The 17,967-nt window shown below is 67.0% G+C and carries 18 protein-coding genes; 12 read left to right on the top strand and 6 right to left on the bottom strand.

Annotated features, from left to right (window positions below; translation table 11 throughout):
* Window positions 1-69: 69 nt before the first annotated feature.
* Window positions 70-402, top strand: coding sequence for a nucleotide pyrophosphohydrolase (locus KHO18_RS16090; protein ID WP_144202805.1), 333 nt, complete (start codon window positions 70-72; stop codon window positions 400-402).
* 20 nt (window positions 403-422) lie between these two features.
* Here the strand turns inward: KHO18_RS16090 and KHO18_RS16085 are convergent, their stop codons facing one another.
* Genes KHO18_RS16085 through KHO18_RS16075 form a run of 3 tightly spaced genes read right to left on the bottom strand, consistent with a single transcriptional unit; the run spans window position 423 to window position 3,128 of the window.
* A complete protein-coding gene (locus tag KHO18_RS16085) occupies window positions 423-2,054 on the bottom strand; it encodes an ATP-binding protein (RefSeq protein ID WP_186296980.1) in 1,632 nt (543 codons plus the stop codon).
* Window positions 2,055-2,064: 10 nt separating this feature from the next.
* On the bottom strand, window positions 2,065-2,679 hold the full coding sequence (locus tag KHO18_RS16080) for a DUF4194 domain-containing protein (protein WP_144202800.1): 615 nt from the start codon (window positions 2,677-2,679) through the stop codon (window positions 2,065-2,067).
* On the bottom strand, window positions 2,676-3,128 hold the full coding sequence (locus KHO18_RS16075) for a DUF3375 family protein (protein WP_211943543.1): 453 nt from the start codon (window positions 3,126-3,128) through the stop codon (window positions 2,676-2,678). Before KHO18_RS16075 ends, KHO18_RS16080 begins: the two co-directional genes overlap by 4 nt.
* 192 nt (window positions 3,129-3,320) lie before the next feature.
* Between KHO18_RS16075 and KHO18_RS16070 the strand changes: the two genes are divergently transcribed.
* The 8 genes from KHO18_RS16070 (at window position 3,321) to KHO18_RS16035 (ending at window position 12,239) form a co-directional block, all read left to right on the top strand.
* Window positions 3,321-4,196, top strand: coding sequence for a DUF72 domain-containing protein (locus KHO18_RS16070; RefSeq protein ID WP_144202794.1), 876 nt, complete (start codon window positions 3,321-3,323; stop codon window positions 4,194-4,196).
* Between the two features lie 86 nt (window positions 4,197-4,282).
* Window positions 4,283-5,725 (top strand): ATP-dependent RNA helicase DbpA, encoded by a 1,443-nt coding sequence (gene dbpA / locus KHO18_RS16065; RefSeq protein ID WP_211943542.1) that lies wholly within the window; start codon window positions 4,283-4,285, stop codon window positions 5,723-5,725.
* 210 nt (window positions 5,726-5,935) lie between these two features.
* Entirely contained in the window at window positions 5,936-6,376 is a 441-nt protein-coding gene (locus KHO18_RS16060) for a CBS domain-containing protein (protein WP_144202789.1), read from the top strand.
* A 251-nt stretch (window positions 6,377-6,627) separates the two neighbouring features.
* Entirely contained in the window at window positions 6,628-8,118 is a 1,491-nt protein-coding gene (locus tag KHO18_RS16055; RefSeq protein WP_244844850.1) for an MDR family MFS transporter, read from the top strand.
* Window positions 8,119-8,215: 97 nt separating this feature from the next.
* Window positions 8,216-8,881: a glutathione peroxidase gene (locus KHO18_RS16050; protein WP_377732642.1), complete on the top strand. Its 666-nt coding sequence runs from the start codon at window positions 8,216-8,218 to the stop codon at window positions 8,879-8,881.
* A gap of 94 nt (window positions 8,882-8,975) precedes the next feature.
* Window positions 8,976-9,761, top strand: coding sequence for an oxygen-binding di-iron domain-containing protein (locus KHO18_RS16045; RefSeq protein WP_144202783.1), 786 nt, complete (start codon window positions 8,976-8,978; stop codon window positions 9,759-9,761).
* A gap of 142 nt (window positions 9,762-9,903) precedes the next feature.
* Window positions 9,904-10,752 carry a fumarylacetoacetate hydrolase family protein gene (locus KHO18_RS16040; protein ID WP_092291174.1) on the top strand — a complete coding sequence of 283 codons (849 nt, stop codon included), beginning with the start codon at window positions 9,904-9,906 and terminating at the stop codon, window positions 10,750-10,752.
* A gap of 227 nt (window positions 10,753-10,979) precedes the next feature.
* Window positions 10,980-12,239 carry a M20 aminoacylase family protein gene (locus KHO18_RS16035; RefSeq protein ID WP_144202778.1) on the top strand — a complete coding sequence of 420 codons (1,260 nt, stop codon included), beginning with the start codon at window positions 10,980-10,982 and terminating at the stop codon, window positions 12,237-12,239.
* 45 nt (window positions 12,240-12,284) lie between these two features.
* Here KHO18_RS16035 and KHO18_RS16030 read toward each other — a convergent pair whose 3' ends face one another.
* Window positions 12,285-13,103 carry an AraC family transcriptional regulator gene (locus KHO18_RS16030; RefSeq protein ID WP_144202895.1) on the bottom strand — a complete coding sequence of 273 codons (819 nt, stop codon included), beginning with the start codon at window positions 13,101-13,103 and terminating at the stop codon, window positions 12,285-12,287.
* A gap of 192 nt (window positions 13,104-13,295) precedes the next feature.
* Between KHO18_RS16030 and KHO18_RS16025 the strand changes: the two genes are divergently transcribed.
* Window positions 13,296-14,531 (top strand): MFS transporter, encoded by a 1,236-nt coding sequence (locus KHO18_RS16025; RefSeq protein ID WP_144202775.1) that lies wholly within the window; start codon window positions 13,296-13,298, stop codon window positions 14,529-14,531.
* 91 nt (window positions 14,532-14,622) lie between these two features.
* Here the strand turns inward: KHO18_RS16025 and KHO18_RS16020 are convergent, their stop codons facing one another.
* Window positions 14,623-15,924 (bottom strand): M20/M25/M40 family metallo-hydrolase, encoded by a 1,302-nt coding sequence (locus KHO18_RS16020; RefSeq protein WP_211943540.1) that lies wholly within the window; start codon window positions 15,922-15,924, stop codon window positions 14,623-14,625.
* 242 nt (window positions 15,925-16,166) lie between these two features.
* Between KHO18_RS16020 and KHO18_RS16015 the strand changes: the two genes are divergently transcribed.
* Both KHO18_RS16015 and KHO18_RS16010 read left to right on the top strand, forming a co-directional pair.
* A complete protein-coding gene (locus tag KHO18_RS16015; protein WP_177219853.1) occupies window positions 16,167-16,430 on the top strand; it encodes a hypothetical protein in 264 nt (87 codons plus the stop codon).
* A gap of 126 nt (window positions 16,431-16,556) precedes the next feature.
* A complete protein-coding gene (locus KHO18_RS16010; protein WP_144202765.1) occupies window positions 16,557-17,558 on the top strand; it encodes a Bug family tripartite tricarboxylate transporter substrate binding protein in 1,002 nt (333 codons plus the stop codon).
* 45 nt (window positions 17,559-17,603) lie between these two features.
* Here KHO18_RS16010 and KHO18_RS16005 read toward each other — a convergent pair.
* A partial coding sequence (locus tag KHO18_RS16005; RefSeq protein WP_211943539.1) for a winged helix-turn-helix domain-containing protein occupies window positions 17,604-17,967 on the bottom strand: 364 nt, incomplete at its 5' end.

Genomic DNA, 17,967 nt, shown 5'->3' with positions numbered 1-17,967 from the left:
AACGCTAGTCATCAAATGGGGTTACGGCTTGCCAGGCCGTAACCCTTTTTCATTGAAGTGAGACTGTCCATGCCTCTCATCGACATCAAGAATCTCCAGCTGGCCGCCGCCGCCTTTGGCGAGCAGCGTGGCTGGGGCAAGTATCACAGCCCCAAGAACCTTGCCATGGCGCTGAGCGTCGAGGTGTCCGAACTCGTGGAAATCTTCCAGTGGCACACGGAAGAGGAATCCCGGAATGTCATGGCGACAGCGGAGCGGGCGCACGTGGAGCAGGAACTGGCGGATATTACGATTTACCTCACACAGCTTGTGACAGCGCTGGGCGTGGATCTGGATGCCGCCGTGCGGGCGAAGATGGAAATGAACGCGATGAAATATCCCCCGCCTGCGGGGGAGGCGTAGCGGCTGATCGAGCCCGCGACCTACAGGTTCTCAATTCCCACGCGCCAGACTCGCGCGGTGGCGTCTCCCTCATCCCGCACAAACGTCACGCTGGCCACGAACGGCTCGACGATAGGAATCTTCTCCATCGGCGTGACGATCAGGCACTGCATGTTGGCGGCGCCTAGCCGTTGAAGCCAGACTTTGGCCGTGGCGTCTTCGCCTCGCCAAAATGATTCATCCAGCACGGCGAGGTGGAAGCGGTGGGGCCGCGCGGCCTGTGTGGATATGAGCGCGGATGGACCGTCGCGTAGCTGTTCGTCCAGAAGCGCCCAGTCGCTTGCGTCCGCGTCGATACGGGCCTGGAGCCAGCGTCGCATGCTCTCGCGGCAGGGGTCGCATGATTCCACGGTGGGGGCGTGCTGCCCGAACGCTTCGGCGCGCAGCGCGTCGAGCATATCGAGGCTGGCCGACTGCATGGCGAGTTTGGACGCGGCGAGCAAGTCTTCGGCCTGCTGGCGCTCCGCTTCGGCGATGGCCATTGCCGTCTGCGCCGCCGTGCGGGCGTCGCGGCAGGCATCGAGCGATTGCTCGCATGACCGGATCGTTCCTCGTAATTCCTCCAATCCATCGGCCAGTTGCTGGAGGATGTCCGACGCGTTCTGGAGTCGTTGCTTCTCCTCCCCAAGCCGCGCGGCGTCGCGCGCCGGCGTGCGCCAGTCGATCTCGTGGAAGTCCGAAAAAGCGGAGAGTTGCGAGAGCGCCGCCGACGGCGCATGGGCTCGGCGCGCGGCCAGCCGGTCGCGTTGGGCGAGGAAGTCGGCGTCGGTGGCGGCGGGTGTCTCGTTGATCGACGCAATCAGCGTTGCGTACAGCGTGGCGCGTTGCCGGCGAGTGTCGCGTACGCGTTCGAGTTGCTCGATATCGAAGTCGAGCTGCGCGATCCGCTCGCCGCCGCTCGCGGAAATGCTATGCCGCAGGTGCAGCGCCTGGGCGCGCAGCGCGGCGTGGCGTTCCACCTCATCCAGCACGCGGCGGTCGTGTCGCGCCCAGTCGTCGGCCAGTTGCCCGAGCCGCCCCTCCAGCAGCGCGAGCTTGAGGCCGGCAAAGTAACCGTCCAGCGCGTCACGGCAGGCGCGCAGGGCGTCCACGGGTAGCGGATCGCCGATGGCGAAGCAACGCCGGAACCATGCGTGATAGCGGGCGAAGGTGTCGAATGATTCGGCGCCGACTGTGCGCAGCGTTTTGCGGAGGGCGATGAGGTCGCCGTCGAAGTGAGAAAGATCGCCGCCAATGCTCAATTCATGCGGCGCGGCGACGAACAGCCGCGCAGGCAGCGAGTGATCCGCCGCGCTTGGGAATATCTGGGCAAGGGTGACCGTTCTGTCGAACGCGGCATTGTGGAATACGCCGAGCAGCATCGCCGGTCGATCTGCCGTACGCGGCGGGATGGCGGGGTCCGGCTCCGGGAGTAGGAGCATTCTCAAAGCTTCGACCAGGGCGGTCGTGCCGGGTCCGAGGTCGCCCGTCAACACGGCATGTTGGCCGTCGGGGCGCATCGACGACACACCCTGCCGAAACGGCCCCCAGTTCAGGACTTCGAGCCGCATCAGGCGGAATCCCGCATCCGTCGTGGTGGCCTCGAGGTCCGGGGCCACCGTCTCCGGTGCCATGGTGGGTGCCCTATCCATCGACGCCTCGCGTGCGCTCGGTGGAGGTGCCGCGCAGTTGTGTCTGATAGGTGGCCAGCCGCGCATCGAAATCGGCCAGCCATTGGGCATCGACAAAGGCTTTCAGCACGCGGCGGACTTCGTACGAAGGGGTTTCCGATTGCCCCACGCGCCGGAGGAAGCCGAGTTCGACGATCTTGCTGACATGCGAGTCGACCATGTCGATGAGCTTGGCCTCATTGCTGCCCGAAGGCAGGAACGTGCGTAGCAATTCAGCGATATCTTCGCGCGTCAGAATCAGTGGGCCGCGAAGGCCCGCCACGTCGAACTCGGCGAGCACCTTGCGCAACAACGCCAGCGTGAGGCTGACGGCATAGGACAGTGGGCGTCTGGCGATCAAAGGGGGCACCGTGGCATCGGGTGCTGGCGCCGATGGCACTCGTAGAAATGCGAATCCATCGTCCTCGTCGATGAACAGGGCAAGGCCTAGCACGGCCACGTAGGCCCGCACGGCTGCCTGCTGTGCCAAGAGTGCCTGCCATACGGTGGGCGCGTCCTCGCGGCACACCACCCCTTTGAGCAACGGCACCACAAGGGGCGACAGCGCATGGGGATCGGGCGCGCTCATGATCCCGCTCCTGATCCATTTCTCACAAAGAGGACACGCGGCATTTGCGCGCCGCGCGTCAATGGCTCGCCGCCCATGCCGCGCGCATGCCAGGTGACGGTCTCCATTGCCGCGTTATCGACGACGCAATGGAAAGTATCGCCAGTCAATTGCAGATAGGTCAGCAACTCCGCGAGGCCGTGCTCGAGCGGGTGGTCGCCGCAGAGGGCGTGCAGCGAGACTTGCGGCTGACCGCGGAGTGCGGCTTCCACCCGTCGTTTGAGAAGGCTCTTACTTAGGGCGGCGGCCGGTGGCGGCTGATACAGCACCCGTTCCATGGGCAGATCAATGCGGGCCGCCGTCTCGTCGATCGACGAAAACAGGCCGGCCGGCGGGGTGTCGCGCAGTGCGCGCGCGCGCGCCTCGATGCTTTGCAGAATGGCCGGGAGCGTGTCGGGGTCGAAGCGCAAGGCGGGCCCTCCGGGTAGTGAGGCGGCAGGAATCGGGGCTGGAATCGGTTCTAGTGTGCCTTCGGTCGCAACATTCAGGAAGCAACATTCCCGCCATGAATCGTCATGCGACGAAAACGTGGCGTTGGCCGGACACGCAGCCGCGCGCTAGACTGGTATGCATCGCATTTTGCGTGATGAGCGGAGGTGGTCATGGCGGTGCGCAAGCAGGGCAAGGCGGTGGGGAATATCCACATCGGCATCGGCGGATGGAGTTTTGCACCGTGGCGCGACAATTTCTACCCGCCCGGTCTCGCGCAGGTGCGCGAGCTTGAGTATGCAAGCCGTCACCTGACTGCCATCGAGATCAACAGCACCTATCACGGGACACAAAAGCGTACGTCATTTGCCAACTGGCGCAATGCCACGCCGGATGGCTTCGTGTTCTCGGTCAAGGCGTCGCGCTTCGCCACCAACCGGCGCATCCTGGCCGAGTCGGGCGATTCCATCGCCCGTTTCATTGATAGCGGCATTGCCGAATTGGGCGAGAAACTCGGCCCCATCGTCTGGCAATTCGCCCCAACCAAGCAGTTCGTTGCCGATGACTTCGAGGCATTCCTGAGTCTGCTGCCCGATGCCGTCGAAGGCGTGAAACTGCGGCACGTGCTTGAGGTGCGGCACGAGAGCTTTATGTGCGACGACTACCTGAAGCTCGCGCGCAAGTTCAAGGCGGCGACCGTGTTCACAGATTCGCCAAAGTTTCCGTCGTTCGCGGACCCGACCGCGGACTTTGCCTATGCGCGGCTGATGAACGCGCAGGCGAAGCTCAAGACCGGCTATGCGCCGAAGGATCTCGACGTGTGGGCCGCGCGCGCCACCGCCTGGGCTGGCGGCAGCGTGCCAGACGACCTGCCGCGCGTGGATGAACAGGCGGGTGCCCGCCCGAAGCCCAAGGAACTGTTTCTGTTCTTCATCAACGGGGCCAAGGAGCACGCGCCGGCGGCGGCGCAGGCCCTGCTCGAGCGGCTGGGATGGGCGCCCACCGAGGACGTGCCGGTGAAGAAGCCCGCCGCGCGCAAGGCCGCCTGACCGACCCCGGTTTCCGCGCCACCCCCGCCGCACCCCCACCGCACCCCCACCGCACCCCCACCGCACCCCCACCGCTATAATCCGGCATGACTTCGAGCCCAACCCCCAACTCCGCCGCCGCCCCCGCCACCCCCGCCAAGACGCCGGCCGGCGCGCCGTTCTCCGATCTGGCGCTGTCGCCTGCAATGCTCGCCACGCTGGCGCAGCTCGGCTACGACACCATGACGCCGATCCAGGCCGCCAGCCTGCCGCTGGCGCTGGCTGGCCAGGACCTGATCGCGCAGGCCAAGACCGGCAGCGGCAAGACCGCTGCCTTCGGCCTGGCACTGCTGCATCGGCTCGACGCACGCCGCTTCGACGTGCAGGCGCTGGTGCTCTGCCCCACGCGCGAACTGGCCGACCAGGTGACGCAGGAAATCCGCCGCCTGGCGCGCGCGGAAGAGAACATCAAGGTGCTGACGCTGTGCGGCGGTTCGCCCATGCGGCCACAAGTCGACAGCCTTATCCATGGCGCGCATATCGTTGTGGGCACCCCGGGGCGCATTCTCGATCACATCGAGCGCGGCAGCCTGGACCTGCGTGGCATCAACACGCTGGTGCTGGACGAAGCGGACCGCATGCTCGACATGGGTTTCTTCGACGACATCGCCTTCGTCGCCAATCACTGCCCGAAAGACCGCCAGACGCTGCTGTTCTCGGCCACGTACCCGCCCGGCATCGTCAAGCTGAGCCAGCAGTTCCTGAACAAGCCGCGCGAGATCAAGCTGGCCGAGACGCACGGCGCCAGCAAGATTCGCCAACGTTTTTACGAGGTGGAGGAGGGCGACCGCCTGCAAGCCGTGGGCCGCCTGCTGGACCACTTCCGGCCTGCCAGCACGCTCGCCTTCTGCAACACCAAGGCACGATGCCGCGATCTCGTCGAATTACTACGCGCGCAGGGCTTCGAGGCACTGGCGCTGCATGGCGATCTGGAACAGCGTGACCGCGATCAGGTGCTGGTGCAGTTTGCGAACCGCAGCTGCTCGGTCCTGGTGGCCACGGACGTGGCGGCGCGCGGGCTCGACATCGCCCAGCTGGAAGCCGTGATCAATGTCGACGTTACGCCCGACCCCGAGGTGCATGTGCACCGCATCGGCCGCACGGGCCGCGCGGATGCCGAAGGCTGGGCCTTCAGCCTGGTCAGCATGGATGAGATGGGGCGCGTGGGGAACCTGGAGCAGCATCAGGGCGGCGAGTTCGAATGGCACCCGCTGACCGAGCTGGTGCCCACGAGCAAGGAGCGCCTGCTGCCGCCGATGGTGACGCTCCAGATGCTTGGTGGCCGCAAGGAAAAGATCCGCGCCGGCGACATCCTTGGCGCGCTGACCGGCGAGGCCGGCTTCACCAAGGATCAGGTGGGCAAGATCAACGTGATGGAGATGTCGACGTACATCGCCGTGGATCGCGCCATCGGCAAGGAGGCGGTCAAACGGCTCAACGATGGCAAGGTCAAGAACCGCAAGGTGCGGGTGCGGATGCTGACGGAGTAACGCGCGACTTCGTTATCGGGGGAATTGTGCGCAGGAAGTAACAATCAGCGATGTCGGATTGCTTACAAAGATTCGTGAAAGTCACCCTGTAAGCGCCGACTATCCTTTGCTAATCTGAAAGAGCAGGCCGGCGGCGCATTCGGGGGTGAAAGACGCGCAGCCGCGCGGGCGCAACGATTTCCCCAGACAGCAGCAACAAGGAGTCGGTCTATGAAAACCGCACGGCAGGTTCTGGAAGCGAAGCCAAATCAGGCGATCTTCAGCATTCCTCCTTCAGCGACGGTCTACGCCGCGCTGCAACTGATGGCGGAGAAAAGCGTCGGCGCGTTGCTGGTGATGGAGCACGGCAAGATCCAGGGCATCCTCAGCGAACGCGACTACGCCCGAAAAGTGATCCTGATGCAACGTACGTCGCGCGAAACCCTGGTGCGGGAGATCATGACCACGGCGGTGATTTATGTGCGGGCGGACCAGACCACGGACGATTGCATGAGCCTGATGACGCGGCATCGCCTGCGCCACCTGCCCGTGATGGAAGGAGACGAGCTGCTCGGCATGCTGTCGATCGGCGACCTCGTGAACAACATCATCAGCGAACAGCGTTTCGTGATCGAGCAACTCGAACACTACATCACCGGCGGGTCGCGCTAGCGACCAACAGGCCACGGACGCTCGATGTGGCGCCGTGGCCACTTCCTGCCAAAATTCATTGCTACGTCAACGAAGGCTTACGCATATAATTATGCGGATACTGAATTAGGCCATTTCCGACGCAGGGATGGTCCCCACAGCCTCCATCCCGCCGTAGCCACATGTCGTCGCCCACCTCGCCGCAATCCGCCGTGGAGGCTACCGCCTCCGTTCCCGAACATCCGCCCATCGTCCACGATCACCGCGCCATCATGCGGGTGATCGGCGGCATCGTGTTATGTATCCTGCTCGCGGCGCTGGACCAGACCGTGGTCATCCCCGCCGTGCCCGCCATTGCGAATGATCTCAACGGATTCGGCCACCTGTCGTGGATCGTCACCGCCTACCTGATCGTCTCCACCGTCACCACGCCGCTGTACGGCAAGCTGTCCGATAGCTTCGGGCGGCGGCGCCTGCTGATGGTGGCCATTACGCTGTTCATCCTCGCCTCCGTGGCGTGCGCGATGGCGCAGTCCCTGACGCAGCTGATCCTGTTCCGGGCATTGCAGGGCGTGGGCGGCGGCGGGCTGATGTCGCTGGCCCAGGCGGCCATTGCGGACGTGGTGGCCCCCCGCCAGCGCGGGCGCTACCAGGGCTATCTGGCGATGGTCTGGGCGATGGCCTCCATCGCCGGGCCGCTGGTGGGCGGCTGGGTGTCCGATCACCTGTCCTGGCGCTGGCTGTTCTGGATCAACGTGCCGCTTGGCGCGCTGGCCATGGCGATGTGCTACCGGGGCCTGGCCACGCTGCGCCCGCGCGGCGGCCGGCCACGCGTGGACTGGCTGGGCGCGCTGCTGCTGGCGGTGGCCATCATCGCCTTCCTGCTCGCCATGAGCTGGGCCGGCGATGCCTTCGACTGGATTTCCCCGGAAACCGGCGCGCTGCTGGCCCTCACGGCCGGCGCGCTGGCGCTGCTGGCCTGGCAGGAGCGCCGCGCGGCGGACCCGATGCTGCCCCCGCGCCTGTTCCGCAACCGTGCCTATGTGATGGGCGTGGGCGCCTCGGCGCTGGCCGCGCTCAATATCTTCCTGTGCATCTTCGCGCTGCCGCTGCATTTCCAGCTGGCGCGCAACGCCGATGCGTCGATGTCCGGCCTGCTGGTGGTGCCGTTCCTGCTGTCTACCGTGGCCGGCAACCTCGTGGTGGCCTGGCTGGCGCCGCGCATGGGACGCATGCGCGGCATTCTCAGCGCCGGCTTCGTGGCCGCCGCCATCGGCCTGAGCGCGCTGGCCGCTGCCACGCCGGACGTGCCCACGGCCGCCGTCCTGCTCGCCATGACGGTGGGCGGCGTGGGGCTGGGCATGGCGATGGTCGGCACGCTGATTTCGGTACAGAACGCGCTCGAGCGCCGCGACATGGGGGCAGGCACCGGCGCGCTGCTGGTGGTGCGCTCGCTCGGCAGCGCGATTGGCGGCGCGCTGGCCGGCACGCTGCTGGCCCTGGAGTTCCGCGAGGCGATGGGCCGCGCCGGGGTGACCCAGGCGCTGGACCTTGGCGCGCTGCGCCACGGCAGCGAGGCGATGGCGCATCTGTCGCCGGCGGTGCGGCAGGTACTGTCCGCCGGCGTGGAGTCGGGCTTCCAGCTGATTTTCGCGGCGGGCGCGGTGGCGGCGGTGGTGGCGCTACTGATCGTGCGGCGCATGCCGGACCTGGAGCTGCGCGCCAGCGTGACCGAGCACGCCGCGACGGCGGTGATGGACTGACCCATCGTGCAGCGCGGAGTGCAGTGAACCCGACGAAGGCGTAGACTGCAGAGGCCACCCTTTACGCCCCAATATGGAGTCGCCCGTCATGACCCGCATGGTCCCCCCGACCCGGATGCGCCACCCGCGCACGGCCACCCTGACGCTCCAGCGCCGCGCGCTGCTCGCCGCCCTTGCGGTGTCCGCGATGGCCGCCGCCACGGCCAGCCTGCTGCCGCGCGCAGCCCACGCCGCCGAGAAGTCGACCCCCACTGCCGCCGCTTCAACCGGTCAGGCCGGCAGTTGCCCGGCGGCGCTCAACTTCAAGTTCCCGCGCCTGCAGGACGAATCGCCCCAGAACCTGTGCCAGTACGCCGGCAAGGTCGTGCTGGTGGTCAACACGGCCAGCTACTGCGGGTTCACGCCGCAGTACGAGGGCCTTGAGGCGCTCTACGCCAAGTACCGGGAGCGCGGCCTGGTCGTGCTGGGCTTCCCGTCGAACGATTTCTCGCAGGAGCCCGGTTCCTCCAAGGAAATTTCCGACTTCTGCTACAACACCTACGGCGTCAAATTCCCGATGCTGGGCAAGTCCCACGTGCGCGGCAGCGATGCCAACCCGATGTACGAACTGCTGGCCAAGGAAACCGGCACGGCGCCGAAGTGGAACTTCTATAAATACCTGATCGACCGCAAGGGTCAGGTCGTTGGCAGCTACAACAGCATGGTCAAGCCGGACGACAAGCAGTTCGTCGCCACGATCGAGAAGCTGCTCAGCACGCGCTGACCGCATGACCGACCTTTGATCCCCGTCAAAGGTCGAACCGGCCCCGCTGGTACTTTCGCCGATTCAAAACAAAAACGAGCGAAAGGGGGTCGCGATGGCTATCGCGCTATATGAATCGAGCGAGCATGTCTGCATGGTGTTCACCGACCTGGTGGACGATGGCGACGGGGAAGTCGTGCAGTCCAACCAGTTCCTGGTGGTCAACCACGGCCACGGGGCGTTGATCGACCCCGGCGGCCCGCTGACCTACGGCGAGCTGTATATGGCGATCAGCCGCCACTTTCCGCCCAAGCGGCTCGACTACGTGCTGGCCTCGCATGCCGACCCGGACATCGTGGCGTCGGTGGGCCGCTGGCTGACGGCGTCGGACAGCAAGGTGCTGATCTCGCAGGTCTGGGCGCGCTTCCTGCCCCATATCTGCCAGGCCGGGAAGATGGCCGGCCGCGTGGTCGGCATTCCGGATGCCGGCATGGTCGTGCCGCTTGGGGCGAGCCAGCTGGTTGCCGTCCCGGCCCATTTCCTCCATTCGGAGGGCAATTTCCACTTCTACGATCCCATCAGCAAGATCCTGTTCTCGGGCGATCTGGGCGCGGCCATGACCACGTCGGCCGAGGCCGGCGCAGTGGTGGAGGATTTCGACGCTCATCTCCCGCGCATGCTGCCGTTCCATCGCCGCTATATGAGCGGTAACCGGGCGTGCCGGCTCTGGGCCGAGATGGCGCGGACCATGGATATCGAATGGATCGTGCCGCAGCACGGGCCGTCCTTCCGGGGCCGGGCGATGGTGAAGCGCTTCATCGACTGGGTGGGGCAGCTCGAATGCGGGCTCGACCTGCTCGACAGCTCGCACTATCGCGTGCCGGCCGGCGCGCTGGCGTAGGGCAGGCCCGGTGACCCGGGCGGTACATCGCCGCCCGTGGATGTCTGCGTTGCTGCACAGGACACGCCGGTCAAATTCCGGCTATCCTCGGTTTCCTTGCCGTCCCCCTTCCCACGGCTGGCCAGAAACCAAGGAAATCACCATGAAACTAGTACGCGTAGGACAGCCCGGTGCAGAGCGCCCGGGCGTCGTGGATCGTGATGGCCGCGTGCGCGACCTGTCTGCCGTGATCGGCAACATCGGCCCGGATGAACTGGCGCCCGCCGCGCTGGCCCGGCTGGCCGCGATCGACCCCGCCACGCTGCCGCTGGTGGAGGGCGCCCGCCACGGTGTGCCCTGGACCGGCATCGGCAAGATCATCGCCATCGGCCTGAACTACGCCGACCATGCCGCCGAAGCCGGCATGCCGCTGCCGGCGGAGCCGATCGTCTTCCTGAAGGCCAATTCCTCGCTGAACGGCCCCAACGACGCCGTGATGCTGCCGTTCGGTTCGGAAAAATCCGACTGGGAAGTGGAACTGGGCGTGGTCATCGGCACCACCGCGCGCAATGTGTCGAAGGCCCAGGCGCTCGAGCACGTGGCCGGCTACTGCGTGGTCAACGATGTGTCCGAGCGCGAGTTCCAGATCGAGCGGGGCGGCACCTGGGACAAGGGCAAGGGCTGCGACACCTTCTGCCCGGTCGGCCCCTGGCTGGTCACGCGCGACGAGGTGCCCGAACCCCAGAACCTGGCGATGTGGTTGGACGTGAACGGCCAGCGCATGCAGAAAGGCAGCACCGCGACCATGGTTTTCGACGTCGCCACCGTGGTCAGCTATGTCAGCCGCTTCATGACCCTGCTGCCCGGCGACCTGATCGCCACCGGCACGCCGCCGGGTGTGGGCATGGGGTTCAAGCCGCCGCGCTACCTGCGCGCGGGCGACACCATGCGCCTCGGTATCGCCGGCCTCGGCGAGCAGACCCAGCAGGTCGTGCCATACGGCGAGCGCTGAGTCGGGCGTCGGCCCATGTCCGACATCGTTGCCAGAAAAAGGGGGACTTTCGGGTTCCCCGCTGAAACGTCTTCATACAAAGGGTCGCAGTTCCACACAAAGCGTCCCCTAAGGGCAACAGTTTTGGCACGGTTTAGGGCGCATACGCACGAAATCCGCAATCTGGGTTTTACCCTTCGACCCTGCGTGAAATACTGTTCATACATGCAAGCCACAAGAGCAACGCCATGTCTGAACATGCCCCCGAAATAGAATCGATATTGAAGACCGTCGCGGTCAAGCTCGCGAACGGCTCCACCGAATCCCCCACGCGCTCCTACTGCACGCTGCACGACACGCTCGACTGTCACGACGAGCTGCAGGACATCCGGCGCAGCATCCACCAGCACCCCGAACTGGCCTTCAACGAGATCCGCACCGCCGAACTGGTGGCGTCCCGCCTGGAGGGGTGGGGCTATCAGGTCACGCGCGGGGTGGGCGGCACCGGGGTGGTGGGCACGCTGCGCGCCGGCACGGGCAAGCGGAGCGTGGGCATTCGCGCCGATATGGACGCGCTGCCCATCCACGAGCGCTCGGGTTTGCCCTACGCCAGCGTCCATGAGGGCAAGATGCACGCGTGCGGCCACGACGGCCACACCACCATGCTGCTGGGCGCCGCCCGCCAGCTGGCGCGGACCCGCCGCTTCAACGGCACCATCCACCTGATCTTCCAGCCGGCCGAGGAAATCGGCGCGGGCGGCGGGGCGGAGCGGATGCTGGCCGACGGCCTGTTCGAGCGGTTTCCCTGCGATGCCATCTTCGGCCTGCACAACCATCCGGGCGTGGAAGCCGGCACGTTCATGTTCCGGTCTGGCCCGTTCATGGCGGCCTGCGACACGGTTGCCATCACGATCCGGGGCAAGGGCGGCCACGCGGCGCGCCCGCACCAGTCGATCGACCCGATCCTGGTGGCCGGCAGCCTGGTGATGGCGCTGCAATCGGTGGTCGCGCGCAATGTGGATCCGAACGAGACCGCCGTGGTCACCATCGGCACGCTGCACGCCGGCCACGCCCCGAACGTGATTCCGGACAGCGCGCGCATGGAAATCAGCGTGCGGTCGTTCAACCCCGAGGTGCGGGCGTCGATGGAGGCGCGCATCCGCCAGCTGGCCGCGTCGCATGCCGAGGGCTACGGCGCCACGGTCGATATCGACTACGTGCGCGGCTACCCGGTGCTGGTGAACAGCGAGGCCGAAACCGAATTCGCGCGCCAGGTGGCCGAGGAACTGGTGGGGCCGGAGCGCGCGGTGCCGAATTTCCACCGGATTGCGGGCAGCGAGGACTTCGCCTACTTCCTGCAACAGCGCCCGGGCTGCTTCGTGCGGATGGGCAACGGCGCCAACCAGCCGCTGCTGCACAACGCCGGCTACGACTTCAACGACCAGAATCTGACCGTGGGCGCGGCGTACTGGACCCGACTGGCCGAGCGTTACCTGGACGGAGCCTGAGCGGGGCCTGAGCACTGCCTGAGCCCCCAATCGGACGTCGGGCAGTTATCGGAAGAAGGCGCTGGGCGGCACGCCGAACTGGCGCCGGAACATCGTCGCAAAGGCGCTCGGGCTGCCATAGCCCATGTCCAGCGCCACATCCACCACCTTCGCCCCCGCCGCCAGACGCTCCAGCGCGGCCAGCAGCCGTGCCTGCTGGCGCCATTGGCCGAAGGTCATGCCGGTCTCGCGCGCGAACCGCCGCTGGATCGTCTTCGGATCCACCGCAAGAGAATGTCCCCAGTCGGCCAGTGTCAGGTCGGTATCCGGGCTTTCGACAATCGCATCGCAGATCCGCCGCAGGCCGGCATCGCTGGGGCGCGGCAGGTGCAGCGGCAGGGTCGGCACCAGCAGCACCTCATCCAGCAGCAGCCGCATCAGCCGGCCGTCGCGCGAATCCGGCGCATAGGGCAGGGGGATGTCGATGGCGGCCAGGATCAGCTCGCGCAGCAGCGCCGTGACGCCGAGCACCGTGCAGCGGGTGGGCAGGTCCGGCGCGGCGTCCGGGCGGATATAGGCGGTGCGCATCTGAACCCGGCCCACCATGCGGATCCAGTGCACCGTGCCGCCCGGCATCCACATGCCGCGCGTGGGCGGCACGATCCACTGGCCGTCCGCCGTGGAGACCACCATCACGCCGTGCATCGCGTGGATCAACTGCGCGTGCGGATGCTGGTGCGGCTTGGTGACGTGGCCCGGGGCGTAGTCGGCGGCCATGGCGGTCACCGGCATCGGGCCGCGGTCGAAGCGGAGGTAGGCTGGCGCTGCCGCGTAGGTGTCGGCGCGGGCGTCGGCATCGGGGTCGTGCGGGGCATCGGCCGGCAGGCGCCGGGCGCCCGGCGTGGTGCGGTCGATCCACTCAACCGGCGGCGGCGCCGCTTTCCGGCTGCGAGGGGTGGGCGGCATGTCCTTTTCTCCAAGGTTCCGGCCCCATTCTCGCAGGACAGGCGCAAATTTGCCATTTACGATGCGATCGTCATACTTTTAACCAGACGACCGGCCAATGCGCCCCGCACGATGAGCACAACCGTCAATTCCGCCCCCGCCGCCGAAGTGGCGCACCGCGAGGAAGGCACGCGCTTCCGCGTGCTGTACGCGATCAGCTTCGCGCACTTCCTCAACGACATGATCCAGTCGCTGATCCTGGCCATCTATCCGATGCTCAAGGGCGGCTTCAACCTGAGCTTCACCCAGATCGGCCTGCTGACGCTGACGTACCAGATCACCGCGTCGCTGCTGCAACCAATCGTCGGCCTGTATACAGACAAGCATCCGAAGCCACATTCGCTGGCCATCGGCATGGGCTTTACGCTGTGTGGGTTGCTGCTGCTGTCCGTGGCGCCAACCTATGGCGTGCTGCTGGTGGCGGCGGCGCTGGTGGGTACCGGCTCGTCGATCTTCCATCCGGAGTCGTCGCGCGTGGCGCGCATGGCCTCGGGCGGCCAGCACGGGCTGGCCCAGTCGATCTTCCAGGTGGGTGGCAACGGCGGTAGCGCCATGGGGCCGCTGCTGGCGGCGTGGATCGTCCACCAGCAGGGCAGCGTGGCGTGGTTCTCGCTGGCCGCGCTGCTGGCGATTGCCGTGCTCTGGCAGATTGGCGGCTGGTACGGCCGCCACCTGGCCGAGCGCGCGGCCAAGAAGAAGGGCGCCGGCACGGCGGCCAAGCCGCTGCCGACCCGCACCGTGGTCCGCGCCATCGCGGTGCTGCTGCTGCTGATCTTCTCGAAGTACTTCTACATGGCGAGCCTGAACACGTACTACACGTTCTATCTCATGGATAAGTTCGGGCTGACCCGCCAGACCTCGCAGATCTACCTGTTCGTGTTCCTGTTCGCCGTGGCAGCCGGCACCATCCTCGGCGGCCCGATTGGCGACCGCATCGGCCGCAAGCGCGTGATCTGGGCGTCCATCCTCGGCGTGGCGCCGTTCACGCTGATGCTGCCGCACGCCAACCTGTTCTGGACTGGCGTGCTGTCGTTCGTGATCGGCTTCATCCTGGCCTCGGCGTTCTCGGCCATCCTCGTGTTCGCCCAGGAGCTGATTCCGGGCAAGGTCGGCATGGTGTCCGGCCTGTTCTTCGGCTTCGCCTTCGGCATGGGCGGCATCGGCGCCGCCGTGCTCGGCACCCTGGCCGATACGCACGGCATCAAGACCGTGTACGACGTCTGCGCCTTCCTGCCGCTGCTCGGCCTGCTGGCGGTGTTCCTGCCGGACCTCGGCGGAGGGAAGAAGACGGTGACTGCCGCGGCCTAGCCTGCCGTGGATTTGCTCCCCTCGCCCGCCTGCGGGAGAGGGGCCGGGGGAGAGGGTCGGCGCGTAAAGTTGCCGCCCCCTCGTAGAACGGCTACTTCCCTGCCTTGTCCTGCGACACATCCATGATCATCCGCGTCAGCAGGTACAGACGTGGCGTGACCGAGTTCAGGTCCACATACTCGGCATCGTTCGAATGCGCGCCAAAGCCGCGCAGCCCGAATCGCTCGATCACCGGCGCCTTGGTGCCCGCCGCCGCGAACGCCGCGTCGGTGCCGCCGCCTTCGGCGGTGTCGTACACCATCAGCTTCTCGCCGATTTCCGAATAAATACCCTGCGCATGGGCTGCCAGCGTGCGCGCTGCCTGGGTGACCTCCAGCGGCGGCCGGCGGCGCTCGAACTTGACCTCGACCCTGGTGTCCGGAATCAGCTTCTGCTTGATCCGCTCCTGCAGCGTGCGCTCCAGGCCGTCGTAGTCGGCGGTGCGGAGCACGCGCACATCGGCCTGCGCCGTGGCCACGGCCGGAATCACGTTGCGGTTGGTGCCCGCGCTGGAGATCGTCCAGTTGACCTTGAGCCCGGTGTCCGGGTTGGACAGATCGCGCATCTGCAGGATCTGGTGCGACAGCTCGTACAACGCGTTGCGGCCCAGCTCCGGCGCGCTGCCCGCGTGCGACGCCTTGCCCTCGACTTTCAGCGAAATCGCACCGATGCCGCTCGTCGCCAGCGACAGGCGGTCACCCGTGACGCGCGTGGCCTCGCAAGAGAACACGGCGTCCTGCTGCGCCCCGAGCTTGGTCAGCATGGCGCGGGCGCCCGGCGAGCTGATTTCCTCGTCGCCGTTGATCAGCACCGTCAACGTGCCGTAGTCCTTGAACTTCATCTTTTGCAGGATGGCCACCGTGTGGAGGATCACGGCCACGCCATTCTTGTCGTCGGCAATGCCCAGCCCGTAGGCGCGGTCGCCGTCCACGCGGAACGGCTGCTGGGCGAGCATGCCGCGCAGGTACACGGTGTCCATGTGGGCGATCAGCATGATATTGCGGCGTCCGGTGCCCTTGAACTGGGCCATGACCATCTTGCCGACCTTCTCCGGCGTGTCTTCCATCCGGTAGATCTCGGTCGGCTCGACCAGTTTGGCGTCGCCGCCGAGTGCGGCCAGCCGGTCCCGGATCAGCGCGGCGATGCGGTCGAGGCCCTCGATGTCCTTGCTGCCGGATTCGATCGACACCAGGTCCTTGAGCGTGGCGATCAGCGCGGGCTTCTCCTGCTGGGCCAGCTGGTAGGCCGGCTCCACCGGGGCGGCGTGGGCGGTGGCGGCGCCGGCGGCGGCGAGTGCCAGCGCGAACGGGAGGGCGCGCAGGGCAGGGAAGCGGGGGCGACGAACGGATGGCATGCAGTCAGGTTCCTTGTGATGGCAATGTGGGATCGGAAATCTTGAGCGCATGGCGCCGCCGCGTAAAGTGCGCCAAACGCGATGCCGCGTGAAAACGCCAGCCTGTCGCGCGCACGCAGCAGACATGGCGCGACATAGCCCAGCCGCCGCCCTAACACGGCCAGATGGGGCCAACGCCGGCGTTTTGCGGCATCATGGCGGGCATGAAGTCCGCCGTGCCCCCGTTTTCCGGTCATCCCGCCATGCCAGCCGCCCCGCCCCTGCCGGTACCCACCCGCCCCGCCTGCGCCCATTGTCTGGCCCTGGCCGAGGACCCGCGCCGCCGCGAGCCGCACGCCTGCCTGGCCCTGCGCAACACGGCGCCCCACGTCAGCGCCAGCGCGGCCGGCGTGCCGTTCAGCATGCTGTCCTTCACCTGCCGCGAGTGCGGTACGGCGTGGCGGCTGTACGACCGCGCCAACGAACTGTTCGTTTCGTGGGTGCCGGAACACCCGCTCGTGCGCTGAAACAGCTTCGCCGCGTTGGTTGGACGGCCCGGAAGGGATGGAACGGCAAGCCGGAGGTTCGGCCGCCGGGGCCGTTCGGCTAAGATAGCGCCTATCCATCAGCAACCCTCCCGCCCCATCCCCACCATGGTTCCTGCCATTTCCAAGCCGCTGCTGGCGGCCCTGTCCGTCTTCACCGTCGCCACGCTTGCGGCCCCGTCCTTCGTTTCCTCCGCCCATGCCGCGGACGCCTACCCGAGCCGCCCGATCCGCGTGATCGTGGCCTACCCGACCGGCGGCATCAGCGATGCCGTGGCCCGTGCGCTGGGCGAGAAGCTGTCCGTGCAGATGGGCACGTCCGTGGTGGTGGAGAACAAGGCCGGCGCCGGCGGCAGCATCGGCATCGACGCCGTGGCCAAGGCCGCGCCGGATGGCTACACCATCGGCTTCGCTTCCACCAGCCCGCTGACGCTGAACCCGCACGTGGGCCGCGTCAACTACGACCCGGAGCACGATGTGGCGCCGGTCATGAGCGTCATGTACTCGCCGGTGCTCGTGGTGGCCACCTCGGGCTTCGCCGGCAAGGCCTTCCCGGACCTCCTCGCGCAGGCCAAGGCCAAGCCGGGTTCGGTCCGCTGGGCTACCTCGGGCCTGGGCACGGTCGGCCACGTGATGCTCGAGCAGGTCAAGGCGAAGTCCAAGGCCGACATCACGCTGATCCCCTACAAGGGCGCCGGCCAGCAGATGAACGACGCGCTCGGCGCGCAGTTCGAGGTGATGAGCACCAACGCCAGCCCCATGCTGACCCAGCACATGCAGGCGGGCCGCCTGCGCGCGCTGGCCGTGGGCGCGCCCAAGCGCCTGGAGAGCCTGCCCGCCGTGCCGACCTTCGCCGAACTCGGCTATCCCAAGGCCAACCTGACCTCGACGTTCGGCATCTTCGCCCCGGGCAAGACGCCGCCGGCCATCATCAACCGGCTCAATGCCGAGCTGAACAAGGCGCTGGGCGAGCCGGAGGTGCGCGAGCGCCTGCTCAAGGGCGGCGAGGTGCCCACCGGCGGCACCGCCGCGCAGTTCGCCACCGCCATCCGCGCGGAATCGGAAGACAACGCGCGTATCGTCAAGGAAGCCGGGATCAAGGCCGACTGATTGGCCGACTGATTGGCCGCCGGAGTCCCTGCGGTCCATCATCGGCTACACCAGGTCCAGCCGGCTGCCCAGCCGGTGGATTGCCCGCAGCATCACGCCGTTGCGGGGCCATAGCGCCAGCTTGGTCCGCACGCGCGAGAGGTGGCTGTCCACGGTGCGCGCGTGCGTGTGGACCCCTGCATCCGGCCAGACATGCCGGATCATTGCCTCGCGCAATACCAGCGTGCCCAGGTTGCGGAACAGCAGCAGGGCCAGCGCGAATTCCTTGGGCGCCAGCGCCACCGGCACGCCGCCCACCCAGGCCTGGCGCTCGGCCGTGACGAAGCGGTACACGCCGGTGACGAGTTGCTCGGGCATGTCGCCGAAGCCCGCCGGCGCCACGGTGCCAGCCAGCATCCCCGGCACCGCC

This window comes from Cupriavidus campinensis, from assembly GCF_905397395.1.
Taxonomy (GTDB): Bacteria; Pseudomonadota; Gammaproteobacteria; order Burkholderiales; family Burkholderiaceae; genus Cupriavidus; species Cupriavidus campinensis.
This window is presented reverse-complemented; position numbering and strand designations above follow the sequence as displayed.